General features: G+C 71.3%; 17 protein-coding genes. 3 read left to right on the top strand and 14 right to left on the bottom strand.

Annotated elements, in window-relative coordinates; all coding sequences use genetic code 11:
- Positions 1–10: 10 nt before the first annotated feature.
- From tsaD to ACPL7H_RS07675, 4 genes are all read right to left on the bottom strand, one after another.
- Positions 11–1060: a tRNA (adenosine(37)-N6)-threonylcarbamoyltransferase complex transferase subunit TsaD gene (tsaD, locus tag ACPL7H_RS07660; RefSeq protein WP_424796415.1), complete on the bottom strand. Its 1050-nt coding sequence runs from the start codon at positions 1058–1060 to the stop codon at positions 11–13.
- A 95-nt stretch (positions 1061–1155) separates the two neighbouring features.
- Complete coding sequence (locus ACPL7H_RS07665; protein WP_424796416.1) at positions 1156–2025, bottom strand: sulfurtransferase; 870 nt, start codon at positions 2023–2025, stop codon at positions 1156–1158.
- Positions 2022–2501, bottom strand: a complete 480-nt coding sequence (rimI, locus tag ACPL7H_RS07670; protein WP_424796417.1) for a ribosomal protein S18-alanine N-acetyltransferase — start codon at positions 2499–2501, stop codon at positions 2022–2024. Before rimI ends, ACPL7H_RS07665 begins: the two co-directional genes overlap by 4 nt.
- 26 nt (positions 2502–2527) lie before the next feature.
- On the bottom strand, positions 2528–3214 hold the full coding sequence (locus tag ACPL7H_RS07675) for an SgcJ/EcaC family oxidoreductase (RefSeq protein WP_424796418.1): 687 nt from the start codon (positions 3212–3214) through the stop codon (positions 2528–2530).
- On the opposite strand from ACPL7H_RS07675, the gene ACPL7H_RS07680 reads away from it, so the two are divergent.
- Positions 3200–3592 carry a MarR family transcriptional regulator gene (locus ACPL7H_RS07680; RefSeq protein ID WP_424796419.1) on the top strand — a complete coding sequence of 131 codons (393 nt, stop codon included), beginning with the start codon at positions 3200–3202 and terminating at the stop codon, positions 3590–3592. The two genes, ACPL7H_RS07675 and ACPL7H_RS07680, sit on opposite strands and share 15 nt — an antisense overlap.
- An 8-nt stretch (positions 3593–3600) precedes the next feature.
- Here ACPL7H_RS07680 and tsaB read toward each other — a convergent pair whose 3' ends face one another.
- Genes tsaB through glmS form a run of 6 tightly spaced genes read right to left on the bottom strand, consistent with a single transcriptional unit; the run spans position 3601 to position 10030 of the window.
- Positions 3601–4440: a tRNA (adenosine(37)-N6)-threonylcarbamoyltransferase complex dimerization subunit type 1 TsaB gene (gene tsaB, locus ACPL7H_RS07685; protein WP_424796420.1), complete on the bottom strand. Its 840-nt coding sequence runs from the start codon at positions 4438–4440 to the stop codon at positions 3601–3603.
- Positions 4415–4978: a tRNA (adenosine(37)-N6)-threonylcarbamoyltransferase complex ATPase subunit type 1 TsaE gene (tsaE, locus tag ACPL7H_RS07690; protein ID WP_424796421.1), complete on the bottom strand. Its 564-nt coding sequence runs from the start codon at positions 4976–4978 to the stop codon at positions 4415–4417. The genes tsaB and tsaE overlap by 26 nt, the downstream gene beginning before the upstream one ends.
- Complete coding sequence (alr, locus tag ACPL7H_RS07695) at positions 4971–6179, bottom strand: alanine racemase (RefSeq protein WP_424796422.1); 1209 nt, start codon at positions 6177–6179, stop codon at positions 4971–4973. The genes tsaE and alr overlap by 8 nt, the downstream gene beginning before the upstream one ends.
- Complete coding sequence (locus ACPL7H_RS07700) at positions 6176–7789, bottom strand: bifunctional ADP-dependent NAD(P)H-hydrate dehydratase/NAD(P)H-hydrate epimerase (RefSeq protein ID WP_424796423.1); 1614 nt, start codon at positions 7787–7789, stop codon at positions 6176–6178. Before ACPL7H_RS07700 ends, alr begins: the two co-directional genes overlap by 4 nt.
- On the bottom strand, positions 7786–8136 hold the full coding sequence (locus ACPL7H_RS07705; protein ID WP_424788986.1) for a holo-ACP synthase: 351 nt from the start codon (positions 8134–8136) through the stop codon (positions 7786–7788). The genes ACPL7H_RS07700 and ACPL7H_RS07705 overlap by 4 nt, the downstream gene beginning before the upstream one ends.
- A gap of 34 nt (positions 8137–8170) precedes the next feature.
- On the bottom strand, positions 8171–10030 hold the full coding sequence (gene glmS / locus ACPL7H_RS07710) for a glutamine--fructose-6-phosphate transaminase (isomerizing) (RefSeq protein WP_424796424.1): 1860 nt from the start codon (positions 10028–10030) through the stop codon (positions 8171–8173).
- 130 nt (positions 10031–10160) lie between these two features.
- On the opposite strand from glmS, the gene coaA reads away from it, so the two are divergent.
- Together coaA and ACPL7H_RS07720 are read left to right on the top strand one after the other, a co-directional pair.
- Positions 10161–11132 (top strand): type I pantothenate kinase, encoded by a 972-nt coding sequence (gene coaA / locus ACPL7H_RS07715; protein ID WP_424788988.1) that lies wholly within the window; start codon positions 10161–10163, stop codon positions 11130–11132.
- A 7-nt stretch (positions 11133–11139) separates the two neighbouring features.
- Positions 11140–12672: a carboxylesterase/lipase family protein gene (locus ACPL7H_RS07720; protein WP_424788989.1), complete on the top strand. Its 1533-nt coding sequence runs from the start codon at positions 11140–11142 to the stop codon at positions 12670–12672.
- Positions 12673–12726: 54 nt separating this feature from the next.
- On the opposite strand, the gene ACPL7H_RS07725 is transcribed toward ACPL7H_RS07720, so the two are convergent.
- The 4 genes from ACPL7H_RS07725 to rplM all read right to left on the bottom strand — a co-directional run bounded on the left by ACPL7H_RS07725 (position 12727) and on the right by rplM (position 16006).
- Positions 12727–13374: a DedA family protein gene (locus tag ACPL7H_RS07725; RefSeq protein ID WP_424796425.1), complete on the bottom strand. Its 648-nt coding sequence runs from the start codon at positions 13372–13374 to the stop codon at positions 12727–12729.
- Between the two features lie 168 nt (positions 13375–13542).
- Positions 13543–14895: a phosphoglucosamine mutase gene (gene glmM, locus ACPL7H_RS07730; RefSeq protein ID WP_424788991.1), complete on the bottom strand. Its 1353-nt coding sequence runs from the start codon at positions 14893–14895 to the stop codon at positions 13543–13545.
- 145 nt (positions 14896–15040) lie between these two features.
- Positions 15041–15523, bottom strand: a complete 483-nt coding sequence (gene rpsI / locus ACPL7H_RS07735) for a 30S ribosomal protein S9 (RefSeq protein ID WP_424788992.1) — start codon at positions 15521–15523, stop codon at positions 15041–15043.
- 39 nt (positions 15524–15562) lie between these two features.
- Positions 15563–16006 carry a 50S ribosomal protein L13 gene (rplM, locus tag ACPL7H_RS07740; RefSeq protein ID WP_424788993.1) on the bottom strand — a complete coding sequence of 148 codons (444 nt, stop codon included), beginning with the start codon at positions 16004–16006 and terminating at the stop codon, positions 15563–15565.
- Between the last annotated feature and the right edge of the window lie 155 nt (positions 16007–16161).

Below are 16161 nucleotides of genomic sequence, written 5' to 3' on the forward strand. Positions count from 1 at the left end.
CCGGCGGCGCTCAGGTGCTCGCCAGCACCTGGGTCAGTTCCATCGCCGAGTCGGTGGTGAAGTCCCACGGGGACGGCTCCAACCCCGAAGCCACCACCGCCGAGCCCAGGGCGGCGATCATGGCGCCGTTGTCGGTGCAGTAGCGCACCGGCGGCAGACGCAGGGTGATCCCGGCTTCGACGAACCGTTCGGCCGCCAGGGCGCGCAACCGGGAGTTGGCCGAGAAGCCGCCCCCGATCACCACGGTGTCGACCTCGTGCTCGCGGCAGGCGGCCACCGTCTTGGCGATCAGCACATCGGCGACAGCCTCGGAGAAGGAGGCGGCGATGTCGGCGGCGGGCACCTGCGCGCCGGCATCCTCGAAGGACTCCACCACCCGTGCTACCGCCGTCTTCAGGCCGGAGAAGGAGAAGTTGTAGGCGTGCACGGCCCGGTCCTTGGGCCGGCTCAGCCCGCGGGGGAAGGCGAACGCGGTGCGGTCACCGTCCTGAGCGAGCCGGTCCACGTGTGGGCCCCCGGGGTAGGGCAGCCCGAGCAGCCGGCCGACCTTGTCGAAGGCCTCCCCGGCGGCGTCGTCCAGGGTCTGGCCCAGTTCCACCACATCGGTGGCGACGTCACGCACCAACAGGAGGCTGGAGTGACCACCGGAGACCACCAGGCCGATGAAGGACTCCGGGAACGGGCCGTGCACCAATGCGTCCACCGCCACGTGGCCGAGCACATGGTTCACCCCGTACAACGGCACCCCCAGCCCGAAGGCCAACGACTTGGCCGCGGCCACTCCCACCGTCAAGGACCCCACCAGCCCGGGCCCGGAGGTCACGGCGATCGCGTCGACATCGCTCAGCGCCACCCCGGCCTGCTCGAGCGCCTGGTTCAGCGTCGGTTCGAATGCCTCCAGGTGAGCCCGGGAGGCCACCTCCGGCACGATCCCGCCGAACCGCGCGTGATCGTCCATCGAGGAGGCGGTGACGTCGACAAGCAGATCGAGCCCGCGGACCAGCGCGATGCCGGTCTCATCGCAGGAGGTCTCGATGCCCAGGACCAGGGGAGTGTGCACCTGCCCAGGGTACGCATCCGGCGGTGCCACGGGGGCGAGCGTGACCGAGGCCACTGAGTCGCTGCTTCCCCACGACCAACGGAGCCGGTGCCCGCTCAGTTGCCGGACGGTTCCAATCCGGTGGCCACGGGCCGGTCGGAGTCGGCGCACCACTGCGACCATGAGCCGGCGTAGAGGGCGGCGCTGATGCCGATCGAGTTCAACGCCGCCACCTCGTGCGCCGCGGTCACTCCGGACCCGCAGTAGACCGCCACCTGATCACTCTCGCGCACCCCGACCTGCTCGAAGTGCTCACGCATCTCGTCGTCGGTCAGGAACGTCTGGTCCTCGTGCAGGTTCTCCGTGGTGGGAGCGCTGCGGGCACCGGGAATATGCCCGGCTATGGGATCCACCGGCTCACGCGCTCCGGTGTAGCGGTCCCGGTCGCGGGCATCGAGCAGCACACCGCGACGGGCGATGTCGGCAGCCCCCTCGGCATCGGTGAGCGGCATGTGCCCGGGCGAGAGGGTCACACCGCCTTCGGCCACCGCGACCGAGCCGTCCTCGAGAATGCCCCCGCTGCGACTCCAGGCTCGCAACCCGCCGTCCAGGATCCGCACGTCGGACAGCCCTCCCCAGCGCAGCAGCCACCACGCCCGGGCCGCGGCTGTGCCCCCGGAGTCGTCGTAGACGACCACGGCATCGCCGTTGTTGATGCCCCACCGCCGGGCCGCGGCCTGCAGGTCGTCAGCGTCGGGCAACGGGTGGCGCCCACCCGATCCCGGTGGGCCGGCCAGATCCCGTTCCAGATCCACGAAGTGCGCACCCGGGATGTGCCCGGCGATATAGGCGCGGTGACCGTCCGGCTCCGCCAGGGACCAGCGCACGTCCAGGACCACCAGGTCGGTGCGCGTCGGCGACATCATCTGCGCCAGTTCCTCGGCCGTGACGAGCACGCCTCGGCGCAAGGTGGTGTGGTCACTCACGTCTGCCTCCTCTCCGATCCCATCGGACCCGGCCCGCGCAGCCGCAGCCGCATGGTCAGGGCATCGGTGCCCTGATAGTAACCGCGCCGGCGCCCCACGGGCCCGAATCCCAAGGAAGCGTACAGGGCCTGGGCGCCCGGATCGTCCGCACGAACCTCCAGGTGCACCTCCGCGCACCCGGCCGCCTCGGCCTGGTCCAGCAGGGCCTGCGTCAACGCCCGGCCGAGGCCTCGGCGCCGATGGGCCGGGGCGACTCCGACGGTCATGATGGTCGCCTGTTCGGCGAGGTCGATCCCGGCGTAGCCGCCGAGTTCCCCGGCACGCTCGACGACGACGTAACGTCGGCCGGGGATGGCAAGTTCCGTCTCGTAGGTGGCCCGGTTCCAGGCCCCGGTGCCGAACAGCACCGGCTCCAGATCGAGCACGTCGTCCAGGTCGGCGGGGACCATCGGGCGGATCAGGGGCGCGGCAGACATGTGCCCATGCTGCCGCGCCCGGTGGCTCAGCGCTCTGCGGCAGGGCGGGTGTGCGGCATCCAGATGAACTGGATGCGCTCCATCGCCTCGCTGCGGGCGGTGTTCTGGAAGGCCGCCACCCGCCAGACGTCCTCCTGGTGCACCAGCGTGTAGGTCTGCACCTTCGTCAGGGCGCCGGGGTCATCGCTCTCGTACCGGTCTCCGCGGGTGGTCAGGATGGCCACGTCATCGGTGAGCACCTGCAGGCCCAGGTAGGCATCCGTGAGCCGGGTCCCCTCCAGCACCCCGTCGAACAGCGCGGCGTGGGAGTCGGTGATGTCATGGCGACCGGTGTAGTAGGTACCCGCGAAGGTGGTGTACGTGGCGTTCTCGGTGAACCCGGCCCCATAGGCGGTTGCGTCGTGCGCGGCCCACGCCAGAGTCAGTCCGGCGATGGTCGCACAGACACCGGCACGCACGTCCTCGGTTGCGTCCTGATCCAGGGCCGAGGTGGTCGGCACGCCTGCGCACTGCGCCGTGCCGGTCTGGGCGAGCGGGGCCGGGGAGGTCAGCCACAAGCCCAAGCCGAGCGCGACCGCGACCAGCGCCGCCACCGCCCCCAGGATCCACCGACGGCGGGTGCGGCGGGAGCGAACACCATCGGAGCGGGCCGGGGCGGGAAACTGCTCACCGGGACTTACCGGCGCTACCTGGCTACGGTGGTGCGGTTCCATCTGGCTGCCGCCGAGGCCGGTGGTCTGGGACCGACGGATTATCAGGCGAGCAGCCTGCTGGACCTGGATGGTCCGATGGCCGTACAGGACCTGGCCGAGGAGTTGGGGCTGTCCCCCAGCGCGACTACCCGGGTGGTGGACCGGCTGGTGCAGGCCGGCATCGCCTCGCGCACCACAGACAGCCAGGACCGCCGGCGCACCCTCATCGCGCACACCGGCCACCTGCCCGCCGAGTTGCACCAGGTCCTCGGCGGCGTCCGGGGGGCCATCGGAGCCGCGGTCGCGACGCTGGACGCCAAGCAGGTCGAGGGGCTGGCAACCTATTTCAGCGTAGCGACCCGGGCCTACCGGGACGCGGCTCCGGCACGAAGGGCCTGATCGGGTGGTCAGGAGGCGCGCTTGCGGCCGGCGCTGTGGTGCACATCGGGCCGGCGCAGGTACCTCGGCTCCAGCGACAGGTCCCCATCGTGGGAGCGCCGGTGCACCATGATCTGCGCGAGCAGCGCCGGGTCCACCGGCGCACCGGGTGCGAGCGCACCATCCGGAACCAGGCCGGCCTCGCCGCTTCCGGCCGCACCGGCTGGGGTGGCGCCGGCGGCGGGTGTGAACACATCGGCATACAAGACCGCCGCCGGTCCGAACACGGCACCGGCCTCGATCAGGTCGGCATGGTCGGCGGCCACCTGGGCCGGTGCGGCCACGGCCGGACCGGCCACCGCCGTCACATCCTCGGCGCCCACCCGGTACCGGGCGTAGTAGACCTCACGGCGCCTGGCATCGGTGACCACCAGTACCTCCGGTGTGCCCAGCCCGCCCGTACCACCGGGGCTGACAGCCGACCCGCCGGCACCGGCTGCGAGCGCCAGGGCGTCGAGCGAGCAGACCCCGTAGGCACTGATGCCGCGAGCACGAGCGAAGCCGCGCGCGGTGACCAGCCCGACCCGCAATCCGGTGAAGGGTGCCGGCCCGGTGCCCGCGACCACGGCACCGACCTGATCTGCATCGGCTCCCGCCCCGGTGAGGACCTGCTGGATCATCGGGACCAGGGTCTCGGCGTGCCGGCGGCCATCGCCGCTGCGGGACCGTGCGAGGACCTGCACCGATTGCTCCCCCGGCCCGGTCCGGCACAACGCCACCGCGGCATCACTGGAGGTGTCCAGGGCCAGCACCAGACCCTCGCCGGCGTCGGCCTCGGTGTGCTTACTCACCACTGTGTCCCTCGACATCGGTCCTCCCGGTCAGGTCCTTCGGTGCCACATCGGCCCACCGGGCCCCATGGGCGCTGATCGTGGCCCACCGGGGTTGCTCTCCCACATCACCGCCGGCGCCGCGCATCCGGTGGATGATGATCTCCAACCAGTCCTCGGCCAAACCCTCCACCAGGCCCGCGCCCCATTCCACCACGGTGACCGCCTCCGTCAGGGTGGTGTCCAGGTCCAGGTCATCGACCTCGGCGAGGCTGCGCAGCCGGTAGGCGTCCACGTGCACCAGCGCGGGTCCGGGGCCGGTGGCGGCGTGTGTGCGAGCGATGATGAACGTCGGTGAGGAGATCCGCCCGCGCACGCCCAAGCCGGACCCGATCCCCTGCGTCAGCGTGGTCTTGCCGGCGCCCAGGTCACCGGTCAGCACCACCAGGTCGCCGGCCCGCAGCATGGTGCCCAGGTGACGGCCGAACTCGGTGGTGTGGGCGCTGGTGGGCAGGTCCAGGCGATGCACCCAGCGGGCGCTGTCGCCACCGTCCGAGCCGGTCTCCGACTCACTCATCATCGACGCCGAGGGCGTTGAGGTACGTGCGCGGAATCCGGGCACCCATCCGCGCCACGATCTCGTAACTGATCGTGCCCGCGGCATCGGCCCAGTCCTGGGCGGTAGGTTCGCCGTTGGCGCCGGTGCCGAACAGCACCGCCCGTTCCCCGGGTACCACCTCGGGGTGATCGGGCCGTGAGGGACCAAGGTCGATGGTGAACTGGTCCATGCACACCCGACCGGCGATCGGCACGGTACGCCCAGCCACGCGCACCGGCCCGGCGTTGGAGGCGTGCCGCGGGATGCCGTCGGCGTACCCCAACGGGATCACGGCCAGCCTGGTCTCCTCGGTGGTGGTGTAGAGGTGGGCGTAGGAGATGCCCTGGTCCGCCGGTGCGTCCTTGACCAGCATGACCTCGGACTCCATCCGCATCGCCGGGACCAAGCCGAACCCATCGGCGCTGCGGTACTGCGGCGCCGGCGTCAGCCCGTAACTGGCGATCCCCGGACGGACCAGATCGAAGTGGGTCTGCGGCGCGGTCAGGGTGCCGGCGGAATTGGCCAGATGGCGCACCAGCAACCGGGCACCGGCGGCCTCGGCCAGGTGCACCGCGTCCGTGAACGCCTGCACCTGCGCCGCGATCGAGGGGTGACCGATCTCATCGGCTCGGGCCAGGTGGGACCAGACCCCCACCACCTGCACCGCCCCCTCGGCCTGGGCGCGCATGGCCGCGGCCACCAGATCCGGCCAGGCCCGGGCGAAGACCCCGCCACGGCCCATCCCGGTGTCGATCTTGAGGTGGATACGCGCGGTGCGCCCGCTGCTGCGCGCAGCCCGGACCACCTCATCCAGGGCCCAGCCGGCCGAGACCGACAGGTCGATATCGGCCCGCACCGCCTGCTCCAGCGGTGCTCCCGGGGTGTACAACCAGACCAGCATCGGGGCGGTGATCCCGGCCTCGCGGATGGCCAGCGCCTCGCTGAACTGGGCCACGCCCAGCCAGGTTGCCCCCGCCTGCAGCGCCGTACGTGCCACCGGGAGCAGGCCGTGGCCGTAGGCGTCCGCTTTGACCACGGCCATCACCTCGGCGGTGGGTGCCGCGTCGGCCAGGGTGGCGATATTGGCGCGGATGGCTGCCAGGTCCACGATGACCTCGGCCGGATGGTAGTGCGCCCCACTCGCGGTGCCGGCGCCCGGCGCCGGGGTTCGGGTGCTCATCGGTTCGGGTCCGTCCGGAGCAGATCGGCGATCGCGCGCGGGACGGCCGCGGCCAGGTCAACCGAACGCAGCGGACCGCCGGCCAGGTGGGCGGCCCGCCCGTGCACGACGACGGCGGCTGCGGCTGTCGCGGCCACGTCACCGGAGTCGACCTGAGCCAGCATCGCCCCGAGAATCCCGGCCAGCACGTCACCCGAACCCGCCGTGGCCAGCCAGGGCGTGCCATCGGCCTGGCTGTATCCGGGACCGCCGTCGGGCGGGGCGATCACGGTGATGGCGCCCTTGAGCAGCACGGTGGTCCCGGTGCGCCGGGCCGCCCGGTACGCCCAGGTCCATGGGTCGGCCTCGATCTGTTCGCGCCGGACCTCATCCCCGAAGCGCCGCAGCAGCGTCTCCAGTTCCCCCGCGTGCGGGGTCAGCACCACCGGCTTGCGGGTCAACCCGGCCGGGGCGTCCGGCAGGTGGTCCAAGGCGCCGGCGTCCAGCACCACCGCCACCGCGGCATCGCCATCCTCGGGGCTCTCCTCGCCCAGGCCCCATCCGCGCAGGGCCCGGCGCATCGCCGCGGCGAGGTCGTCGTCGTCGGCCATGCCCGGTCCGATCACCAGGGACTGCACGCGCCCGTCCTCCGGCACCACCTCCGGATGGGCGCCGATCACCGCATCGGCGACCTCGCGGCGGCCCAGGTAGCGCACCATGCCCACGCCCACTCCCAGGGCGGCCGCCGCGCACAGCAGTCCGGCGCCGGGGAATCGCGGTGATCCGGCGACGAGGCCCACCACGCCCCGGGTGTACTTGTGGTCGGCTGGTTCGGGGACGGGCCACAGGTCGGCCACGTCGGTGGGCGTGAGCCGGTGCACGGTCGCCTCCTGCGCGGCGAACGACCCGTCAAGTCCCAGGTCCACCACCTCCACCCGGCCGGCGTGCTGGGCTCCTGGGGGGATCAGCAGGGCAGTCTTCGGTGCACCCATCGTGACGGTGAGGTCAGCACGGAGCACGCCGTCGGCCGGCTCATCGTGGTCACCCGGCCCGCCCGGGCCGGTGTCGCTCTCGCCGGTCGCAGGAGGTGGAGGGGCGGCCCGGACCGGGTCGGCTCCGACACCGCTCGGCACGTCCACCGCCACCACGAGCGGGTCCACGGGGGAACCGCTGCGGATCGGCTGCAGAACCCGAACCACCTGCGCAGGTAGGCCGCGCAATGCGCCCTGCACGCCGATGCCGGCCAGGGCGTCCACCCACACATCGGCCCACTGCCCGAGCCGGGACAGATCCTCGGCGCCGACACCACCGGCGAGGTCCACCAGTTGCGCCCCCGCCCGCCTGGCCGCGGCCAGCCCCTCGGGGTGGGGCCGCTCGTGGGCCAGGACGCACCGCACCTGAACGCCACGATCGATCAGGTCCGCGGCCGCGTACAACCCGTCGCCGCCGTTGTTCCCCCCGCCCACCAGCACCAGCGCCCGCGCTCCCGGCACGGCGATGTGGTGACGGCGCAACAGCGCGACCGTGCGCGTGGCCAGGGCGAAGGCAGCGTTGCGCATCAGCGGGCGGCCCTCGGCCAGGGCCGGGGCCTCGGCGTCGCGAACCGCCTGGGCGCTGTAACCGCGGATCATCGCTGCGCCAGTGCCATCGCCGAGGCGATCCCGGCGTCGTGGGAGATGGACAGCAGCCAGTTGCGGATCCCCAGGTTCTGGGCGGCCGCGGCCACCGAGCCGGTCAGTTCCACCTGCGGTGGACCACCGGCGATCCGGAGCACGGTGGCGTCCTGCCAGCTCATCCCACCCGGGGCCCCCATCGCCTTGGCGATGGCTTCCTTCGCGGCGAACCTCGCCGCCAGGGACGCATCGGGCAGGTCCCGCTCGACGGGGGTGAACAGTCGCTCACGCAGTCCGGGTGCCCGGTGCAGGGTGGCCATGAACCGCTGCACGTCCACCACATCGATCCCCACGCCCACGATCACGTGTGTTCCTCTCCTCCGACGCTCGCCCCGGGGATCACTCCACCGTGACCGACTTGGCCAGGTTACGCGGCTGGTCCACGTCATACCCCTTGGCTGCGGCCAGCGCCGAGGCGAAGATCTGCAGCGGCACCACGGTCACCAGCGGCATCATCAGCGTGGGGGTGCGCGGCACCCTGAAGACGACGTCGGCGTAGGCGGTGACCTCCTCGTCCCCCTCCTCGGCGATCACGAGGGTGCGGGCGCCGCGGGCACGGATCTCGGAGATGTTGGACACCACCTTGGCGTGCAGGGTGGGGCGGCGCGGCGTGGGCACGATGACGAACACCGGCTGGCCCTGCTCGATCAGCGCGATCGGGCCGTGCTTGAGTTCCCCGGCGGCGAACCCCTCGGCGTGGATGTAGGCGAGTTCCTTGAGCTTCAGCGCCCCCTCCATGGCCACCGGGTAACCCACGTGCCGGCCGAGGAAGAGCACCGAGGTCTCATCCTGCATCGAGCGGGCCACGTCACGGACCTCGTGCTCGCGGTCGATGACGGTCTGGATCTTGGCCGGGATCGCCGCGAGTTCCTCGAGGTAGCCGGCGACCTCGTCGATGTACTTGTACCCGCGCAACTGGGCCAGGTACAACCCGAGCACGTAACAGCCGGTGATCTGGGCCAGGAAGGCCTTGGTGGAGGCCACCGCCACCTCCGGGCCGGCGTGGGTGTAGAGCACCGCATCGGCCTCCCGGGCGATGGTGGAGCCGTGGGTGTTGACGATCGCCAGCACCTTGGCGCCCTGCTCTCGGCCGTGCCGGATGGCCATGATGGTGTCCATGGTCTCCCCCGACTGGGAGATCGCCACGATGAGGGTCTTCTCGGAGACCACCGGGTCGCGGTAGCGGAACTCGTGGGCCAGTTCCACCTCCACCGGGATGCGGCACCAGTGTTCGATGGCGTACTTGGCCACGTGCCCGGCGTAGGCGGCCGTGCCGCAGGCCACCACCACGATCTTGTCCACACTGCGCAGCACCGATTCGCTGATGCGCATCTCATCGAGCATCAGGGTCCCGTCGGGGCCGATCCGGGCGCGCAGCGTGTCGGCGACCGCCTGGGGCTGATCGTGGATCTCCTTGTCCATGAAGGTGTCGAACCCGCCCTTGACCGCGGCGTCGGCGTCCCAGTCGACGGTGTAACGGTTGGCGTCGGTGACCGGTTCGCCGTCGGCGTCGATGATCTGCACCTGATCACCGGTGATGGTGACGATCTGGTCCTGACCCACCTCCATCGCCTCACGGGTGGAGGCGATGAAGGCGGCCACGTCGGAGCCGAGGTAGTTCGCCCCCTCCCCCAGGCCGACCACCAGGGGTGAGTTGCGGCGAGCCCCCACCACCGTGCCGGGCTGCTCGGCGTGCACCGCGAGCAGCGTGAAGGCACCTTCCAGGCGGGCGGCCACGGTACGCATCGCCTCGGTCAGGTCTCCGGTGTCGGTATAGGCCTGACCGAGCAGGTGGGCCACCACCTCGGTGTCGGTCTCGGAGGTGAAGGCCACACCCTCGGCCACCAGCGCGCTCTTGAGGGGGTGGAAGTTCTCGATGATCCCGTTGTGGATCACCGCGAGGCGTCCGTCCGCGGAGGTGTGCGGGTGGGCATTGGCGTCCGTGGGTGCCCCGTGGGTGGCCCACCGGGTGTGCCCGATGCCCGCACTGGCCGGCGGCAGCGGGTTCGCCTCGAGGTCACCGAGCAGGTTGGCGAGTTTGCCGGCCCGCCTGGCCGTGGCCAGTCCCTCCGGGTTCACCAGCGCGACGCCGGCGGAGTCGTAGCCGCGGTACTCCAGGCGCTTCAAGCCCTCCAGCACCACCTCCAGGGGACGGTCATCAGCGGTAGGTGGGCCTGCATATCCGACGATTCCGCACATGGGGCACACTGTATAACCCGCGTCCCGGCGTTGCCGTGAAGCCGGGTGCCACGATCGGCAACATCACACCGGAGGCGGTCCGGTCCGGTCCCCACCGGTCCGCCCGGGGTGGGAGAGTAGGTGCGTGGTGATGACCGACTTCGCTGACCTGGCCGACCTGCCCGGGGAATCGGCCGAGCCCTATGTGGAGTTCGACCGGGCCAACTGGAGCCGGCTCTCCGCCTCCACCCCACTGCCCCTGACCGCGGCGGACGTGGACAACCTGCGCGGGCTGGGCGACCCGATCGACCTGGATGAGGTCGACACGGCCTACCGGCCCCTGTCCCGGCTGCTCAACCTGTACGTGGCGGCCAGCCAGCGGCTGCGCGAGGCCACCACCACCTTCCTCGGGGAGAAGAACGGCCCCACCCCGTTCGTGATCGGGGTGGCCGGCTCGGTGGCGGTGGGCAAGTCCACCGCCTCCCGGGTGCTGCGCGAGATGTTGGCCCGCTGGCCGGAGACACCCCGGGTGCAGCTGATCACCACCGACGGGTTCCTGCACCCCAACGCCGAACTGGAGCGGCGTGGCCTGATGGAGCGCAAGGGGTTCCCGGAGTCCTACGACCGGCGCGCGCTGCTGAACTTCCTCGCCCGCGTCAAGGGCGGGGCGGACGCGGTGGCGGCGCCGGTGTATGACCACCTGACCTACGACATCGTTCCGGACAGGCAGATCGTGGTGCACCGCCCGGACGTGCTCATCGTGGAAGGCCTGAACGTGCTGGCACCGGCCCGGGTGAGCGCCGACGGCGAACCCTCCCTGGCGGTCAGCGACTTCTTCGACTTCTCCATCTACATCGACGCCAAAACCGCCCACGTGCGCGAGTGGTACGTGGAACGATTCGGGCGGCTGCGCCGGACCGCCTTCGCCCAGGAAGCCTCGTACTTCCACCGCTACGCGGACCTGGATGACGCCCAGGCCCGCGCCAAAGCCCTGGACATCTGGAGCCGGATCAACGAGCCGAACCTGATCGAGAACGTCCTGCCCACCCGCGGCCGGGCCACCCTGGTACTGCATAAGGACGCCGAGCACCGCCTTGCCCGGATCCGGTTGCGAAAGATCTGAGACGTCCGTGAGCAGCGTCGACCCCGCACCGGGACCGGAGCCGAAGGAGCGACGGCGCGGCGGGCAGGTGTCGGACACCGATCCGGTGACCACGGAGGCCGGTTCGGTGGCGGGCAGGTCCGGACCGGATGTGCTGACCTTCCGCGGCATCCCCTACGCTGCGGCCCCCGAGGGTGCGGCCGGCTTCGCCGCCCCGCGGCCGCATCCGGGATGGGAGGGCGTGCGGCCGGCGCTGGCGAACGGACCCACCCCCACCCTGGGTCCCACCCGGGCCAACCACACGGTCCCCGAGGTGCACGTACCGGGCTCGGAACGCCTCAACCTGAATGTCTTCACCCCCACCACCGACGCGGCAGCGAAGTTGCCCGTCTACGTCTGGATCCATGGCGGGGCCTACGTCGGCGGTGCGCCCGGGGGCGCCTGGTTCGACGGCACCGGGTTCGCCCGCCGGGGCATCGTCACGGTGACGATCACCTACCGGTTGGGCTTCGAGGGATTCGGCCACGTGCCCGGGGCTCCGGACAATCGAGGGCTGCTGGACCAGATCGCCGCCCTGGAGTGGGTGCAACGCAATATCGCCGCCTTCGGTGGGGACCCCGGGCGGGTGACCATCGGTGGGCAGAGCGCGGGAGGTGGCTCCGTGCTGGCCCTGCTGGCCAGCCCGGCCACCGCGGACCTGTTCGGCAGGGCCATCAGCCACTCGGCACCACTGCCCGACATCACCGCGGACACGGCCGCCGAAGTGGGGCAGCAGTTGGCCCGTGCCTGCGGGGTGGAGCACACCGTGGCCGGCTGGTCCGCCGTGACCCGGGAGCAGCTCGTGACCGCGGAGCGGGCGCTGATCGGCGGCGGGCTGTGGGAGGGGCTGCGGCACCTGGGACGGGTGTTGCGTGAACGGGAGAACGTCACCTGGTTCGGGCCGGTATTGGGAACAGAACCACTGGGTTCGGAACTGATGACCGACCTGGCCGCAGCGCAGCGACCGTTGCTCCTGGGTGCCACCAGCCACGAGTTCAACCATCTCGCGACGCTGGTCCAGACCGACCTCGGCCCGGGCCTGACCTCCCGGCTGCTGCGTGGCCTGGGGATGCCTGCCGCCCGGGCCAGGGCGTACCCGGCCGCGTTTCCGGATCTGACCGGCACCGAACTGATCGGCCAGGCCATCACCGACCGCCTGTTCCGGTACCCGGTGGTGCGCATCGGCGCCGCCCGCGCCGAGACCTCGGCCCCGACCTGGGCGTGGGACTTCCGGTGGCGCTCACCGCTGACGGGCCTGTCCTCGCACTGCCTCGACCTGCCCTTCGCCTGGCACAACCTCACCGCCGACCGGGTGGCCCGGGCCGCCGGTGCGGAACCCCCGGTGGGCCTTGCCGATGAGATGCACGGGGCGATCGGCGACTTCATCGTCGACGGTGATCCCGGGTGGGCCCCCTTCACCGCGACCGAACCGTTCGCGCGGGTGTTCGACACCGAGAGCTGGACCGGCCGGGATCCTTACCGCTTCGAGCGGATCGCGGTGCAGGTGGAGCGCGGCCGCTGAGGCCCTGTCGGCCTCGCCGGGGTGCCCGAACGGTCGGTGCGGCGCACGCCCTTCTCAGCCACCGTCGCTGACGGTGACCTCCTCGCGGGGGTTGGGCAGCACCGGCGGCGCCGGCACGGGCGGTGGGAAGAACCTGCGCATCCCCAGGTCGATCAGCGTTCCCAGGCCCACCCCGGCCACGACGCCGACCAGGACACCCAGCAGGGGCCGTCCGTACAGCAAGGCGCCGGCTCCCACGCCCAGCGCAACCGAGTACAGCGACCACATCACCGAGGCCACCGCGGCGAAGCCGATGAAGCGGCGCAGTGGGAAACCGAGGGCGCCGGCGCTCAGGTTCACCGCCACCCGGCCCACCGGGATGTACCGGGCCGCGAGGATGAACGCACCGCCGCGCTGGTGGATCGCCTTGGACGCCCAGGCCAGGGTTCGCCGGCCGCGAGGTCCGCGGAAGAGGCGCAGGCTGTGCACGTCGACCTTGGTGCCGATCAGGTAGGCGAGAAGGTCCCCGCAGAAAGCACCGAGTGCGGCGGCCGGGATCAGCAGCCAGAGGCTCTGTCCTTCGCCCTGGGCGTTCAACGAGGCCATCGCGATGACCAGGGACTCACTCGGGACGGGCGGGAAGATCCCGTCGATCAGACAGAACGCAAGAAGGACCACCAGGGACCACGGCGACGCGGCACCCTCGAGGATCAGGTCGATCACAGATGAACTCCTCGAGCGTGGTGTCGATGACCATGACGCCACCGCACCCGGTGGCGACGCCGCCAGCGTATGTCACGGAGAGGTCTCAGGCACCACCAGTTCGTGTGCGAGTCCCGCGCCGGCGAAATTCTTGGTCAGCGCGTACGCATCGGGGATATCCGATCCGCTTCAGGCCAGTGCCAGGCGCGCGCGGACCACATCGGCCAGTACCCGGGCCTCCTCCTCGGCCTGGTCCTGCTGGGCGGCCTCCACCATCACCCGTACCAGCGGCTCGGTGCCCGAGGGGCGCAGCAGCACCCGGCCGGTCTCGCCCAACCGGGCCTCGGCGGCCGCGACGGCCGTACGCACCTCCGCATCGGAGTCCACCCGCGTCTTGTCCACTCCGCTGACGTTGATGAGCACCTGGGGCAGGCGCGGGACCGCACCGGCCAGGTCGGCCAGGCTACGTCCGGTCTGGGCCACGCGTGCCGCCAGGTGCAAGGCGGTGAGGAGGCCGTCCCCGGTGGTGGCGTGATCGGCCAGCACCAGGTGTCCGGACTGCTCCCCGCCCAGGCTGAACCCGCCGGCGCGCATCCGCTCCAGCACATACCGGTCGCCGACCCCGGTCTGCACCGTGGTGATGCCGGCCTCACGCATGGCCAACAGCAGGCCGAGGTTGCTCATCACCGTCACCACCAGGGTGTCGTAGGCCAGGGTGCCGGCCTCCTTCATGGCCTGGGCCAGGATGCCCATGATCTGGTCGCCGTCGACCAGTGCGCCGGTGTGATCGACCGCGAGGCACCGATCGGCGTCACCGTCGAACGCCACCCCCAGGTGCGCCTCGGAGGCCACGGTGACCGCCTGGAGCTGCTCGGGATGGGTGGATCCACACATCTCGTTGATGTTGCGACCGTCGGGAGAGGCGTTGATGACCACCACATCGGCACCGGCATCCCGCAGCGCCTGCGGCCCGACCTCGCTGGCCGCGCCGTTGGCGCAGTCCACCGCGATGCGCAGGCCCCGAAGCGGGATGGAGGTGGTGCTCAGCAGGTGCTGGACGTAACGGTCCCCACCCACCCCACGGTCCAGCACGACGCGTCCGACGTCGTCCCCCACCGGGAGCTCGACCGGGGCATGGAGGGCAGCCTCGATCGCGTCCTCCACATCGTCATCGAGTTTGTGCCCGCCCCGGGCGAAGAACTTGATCCCGTTGTCCGCCATCGGGTTGTGCGAGGCGGAGATCATCACGGCCAGGTCCGCGTCCTCCACACTGGTCAGGTGCGCCACCGCGGGGGTGGGCAGCACGCCCAGGTCCTCCACATCCACACCGGCGCTGGAAAGCCCGGCGATGGTGGCCGCAGCCAGGAACTGGCCGGAGACACGGGGGTCACGCCCCACGATCGCTTTGGGCCTGCGGTCCTCGAACCGGCCGTGCGCGGTCAGCACCGAGGCGGCGGCCATGCCCAGGCGCAGCGCCAACTCGGCGGTGACCTCCCGGTTCGCCAACCCCCGCACTCCGTCGGTTCCGAAGAGTCGAGCCATCGTTCACTGTCCTTCCGCTACCACGCCGCCGGCGGCGCACGCGGGCCCCGCGCGACCACGCAGCGCATCGGCCCCGGCGGGTGGGTTCCCGCCGGGGCCGATGATGCCACGTCCTAGCCCGCGAGGGCCCGCGATCGGGCGCTGATCAGCGCTTGGAGTACTGGGGAGCCTTGCGGGCCTTCTTCAGCCCGGCCTTCTTCCGCTCGATCACGCGGGCGTCGCGGGTGAGGTAGCCGGCCTTCTTCAGCACGGGCCGGTTGGCCTCGGGGTCGATCTCGTTCAGCGCGCGGGCGATGGCCAGGCGCAGGGCGCCGGCCTGACCGGAAGTACCGCCGCCGTCGATCCGGGCGATCACGTCGAAGCGGCCGAGCATGTCGATGGCCACCAGCGGCGCGCTGACCGACTGCTGGTGGATCTTGTTCGGGAAGTAGGTCTCCAGGTCGCGCCCGTTGATGTTCCAGGTGCCCTCACCCGGGATCAGCCGGACCCGCGCCACGGCCTGCTTGCGCCGCCCCAGCGCTGCGCCCGGTGCGGTGCGCGACGTACCCTGCCCGGTGGGGGCCTCCGACTCGGAGGTGTACTCGGTGGGAACGTCCTCGACGTCCGCCACTGCGGTGTTCTCGGTCACTGGTTCTCCTCGCATCTACAGATCGCGCAACGCCGTGCGTTACTGCGCCACCTGGGTGATCTCGAAAGTCTGGGGCTGTTGGGCGGTGTGGGGGTGCTCGGCGCCGCGGTAGACCTTGAGCTTGCGCAGCTGCGCCCGGCCCAGGCTGGTCTTGGGGATCATGCCGCGAATGGCCTTCTCGACCGCTCGCTCGGGGTGCTTCTCCAGCAGCTCGGCGTAACTGGTGGCGCGCAGACCGCCGGGGTAGCCGGAGTGGCGGTAGGCCGTCTTCTGCTCCGCCTTGCTTCCGGTCAGGGCGACCTTGTCGGCGTTGATGATGACGACGAAGTCACCGCCGTCGACATGCGGGGCGAAAGTCGGCTTGTGCTTACCACGCAGCAACGTAGCGGCGTGGGTGGCGAGCCGACCGAGGACGACGTCGGTAGCGTCGATGACGTACCAGGCGCGCTCGGTCTCGCCTGCCTTGGGGGTGTACGTACGCACGGTGTTGGCCTTCGTTCTGGATCGGTGCTGCGGTCTGGTCGGTCCGGGCGTCACGGGCCCGTCTGGCTGGGCACACATCCGCCCCGCCGAACCGGTGGTCGGTCGTTAGCGTCGATGCCCGCGCGTGGTGGTGAGTGGGAGACACCGACCGGCAG

Source organism: Pseudactinotalea sp. Z1732 (assembly GCF_049724975.1).
Lineage (GTDB): Bacteria > Actinomycetota > Actinomycetes > Actinomycetales > Beutenbergiaceae > CALKWS01.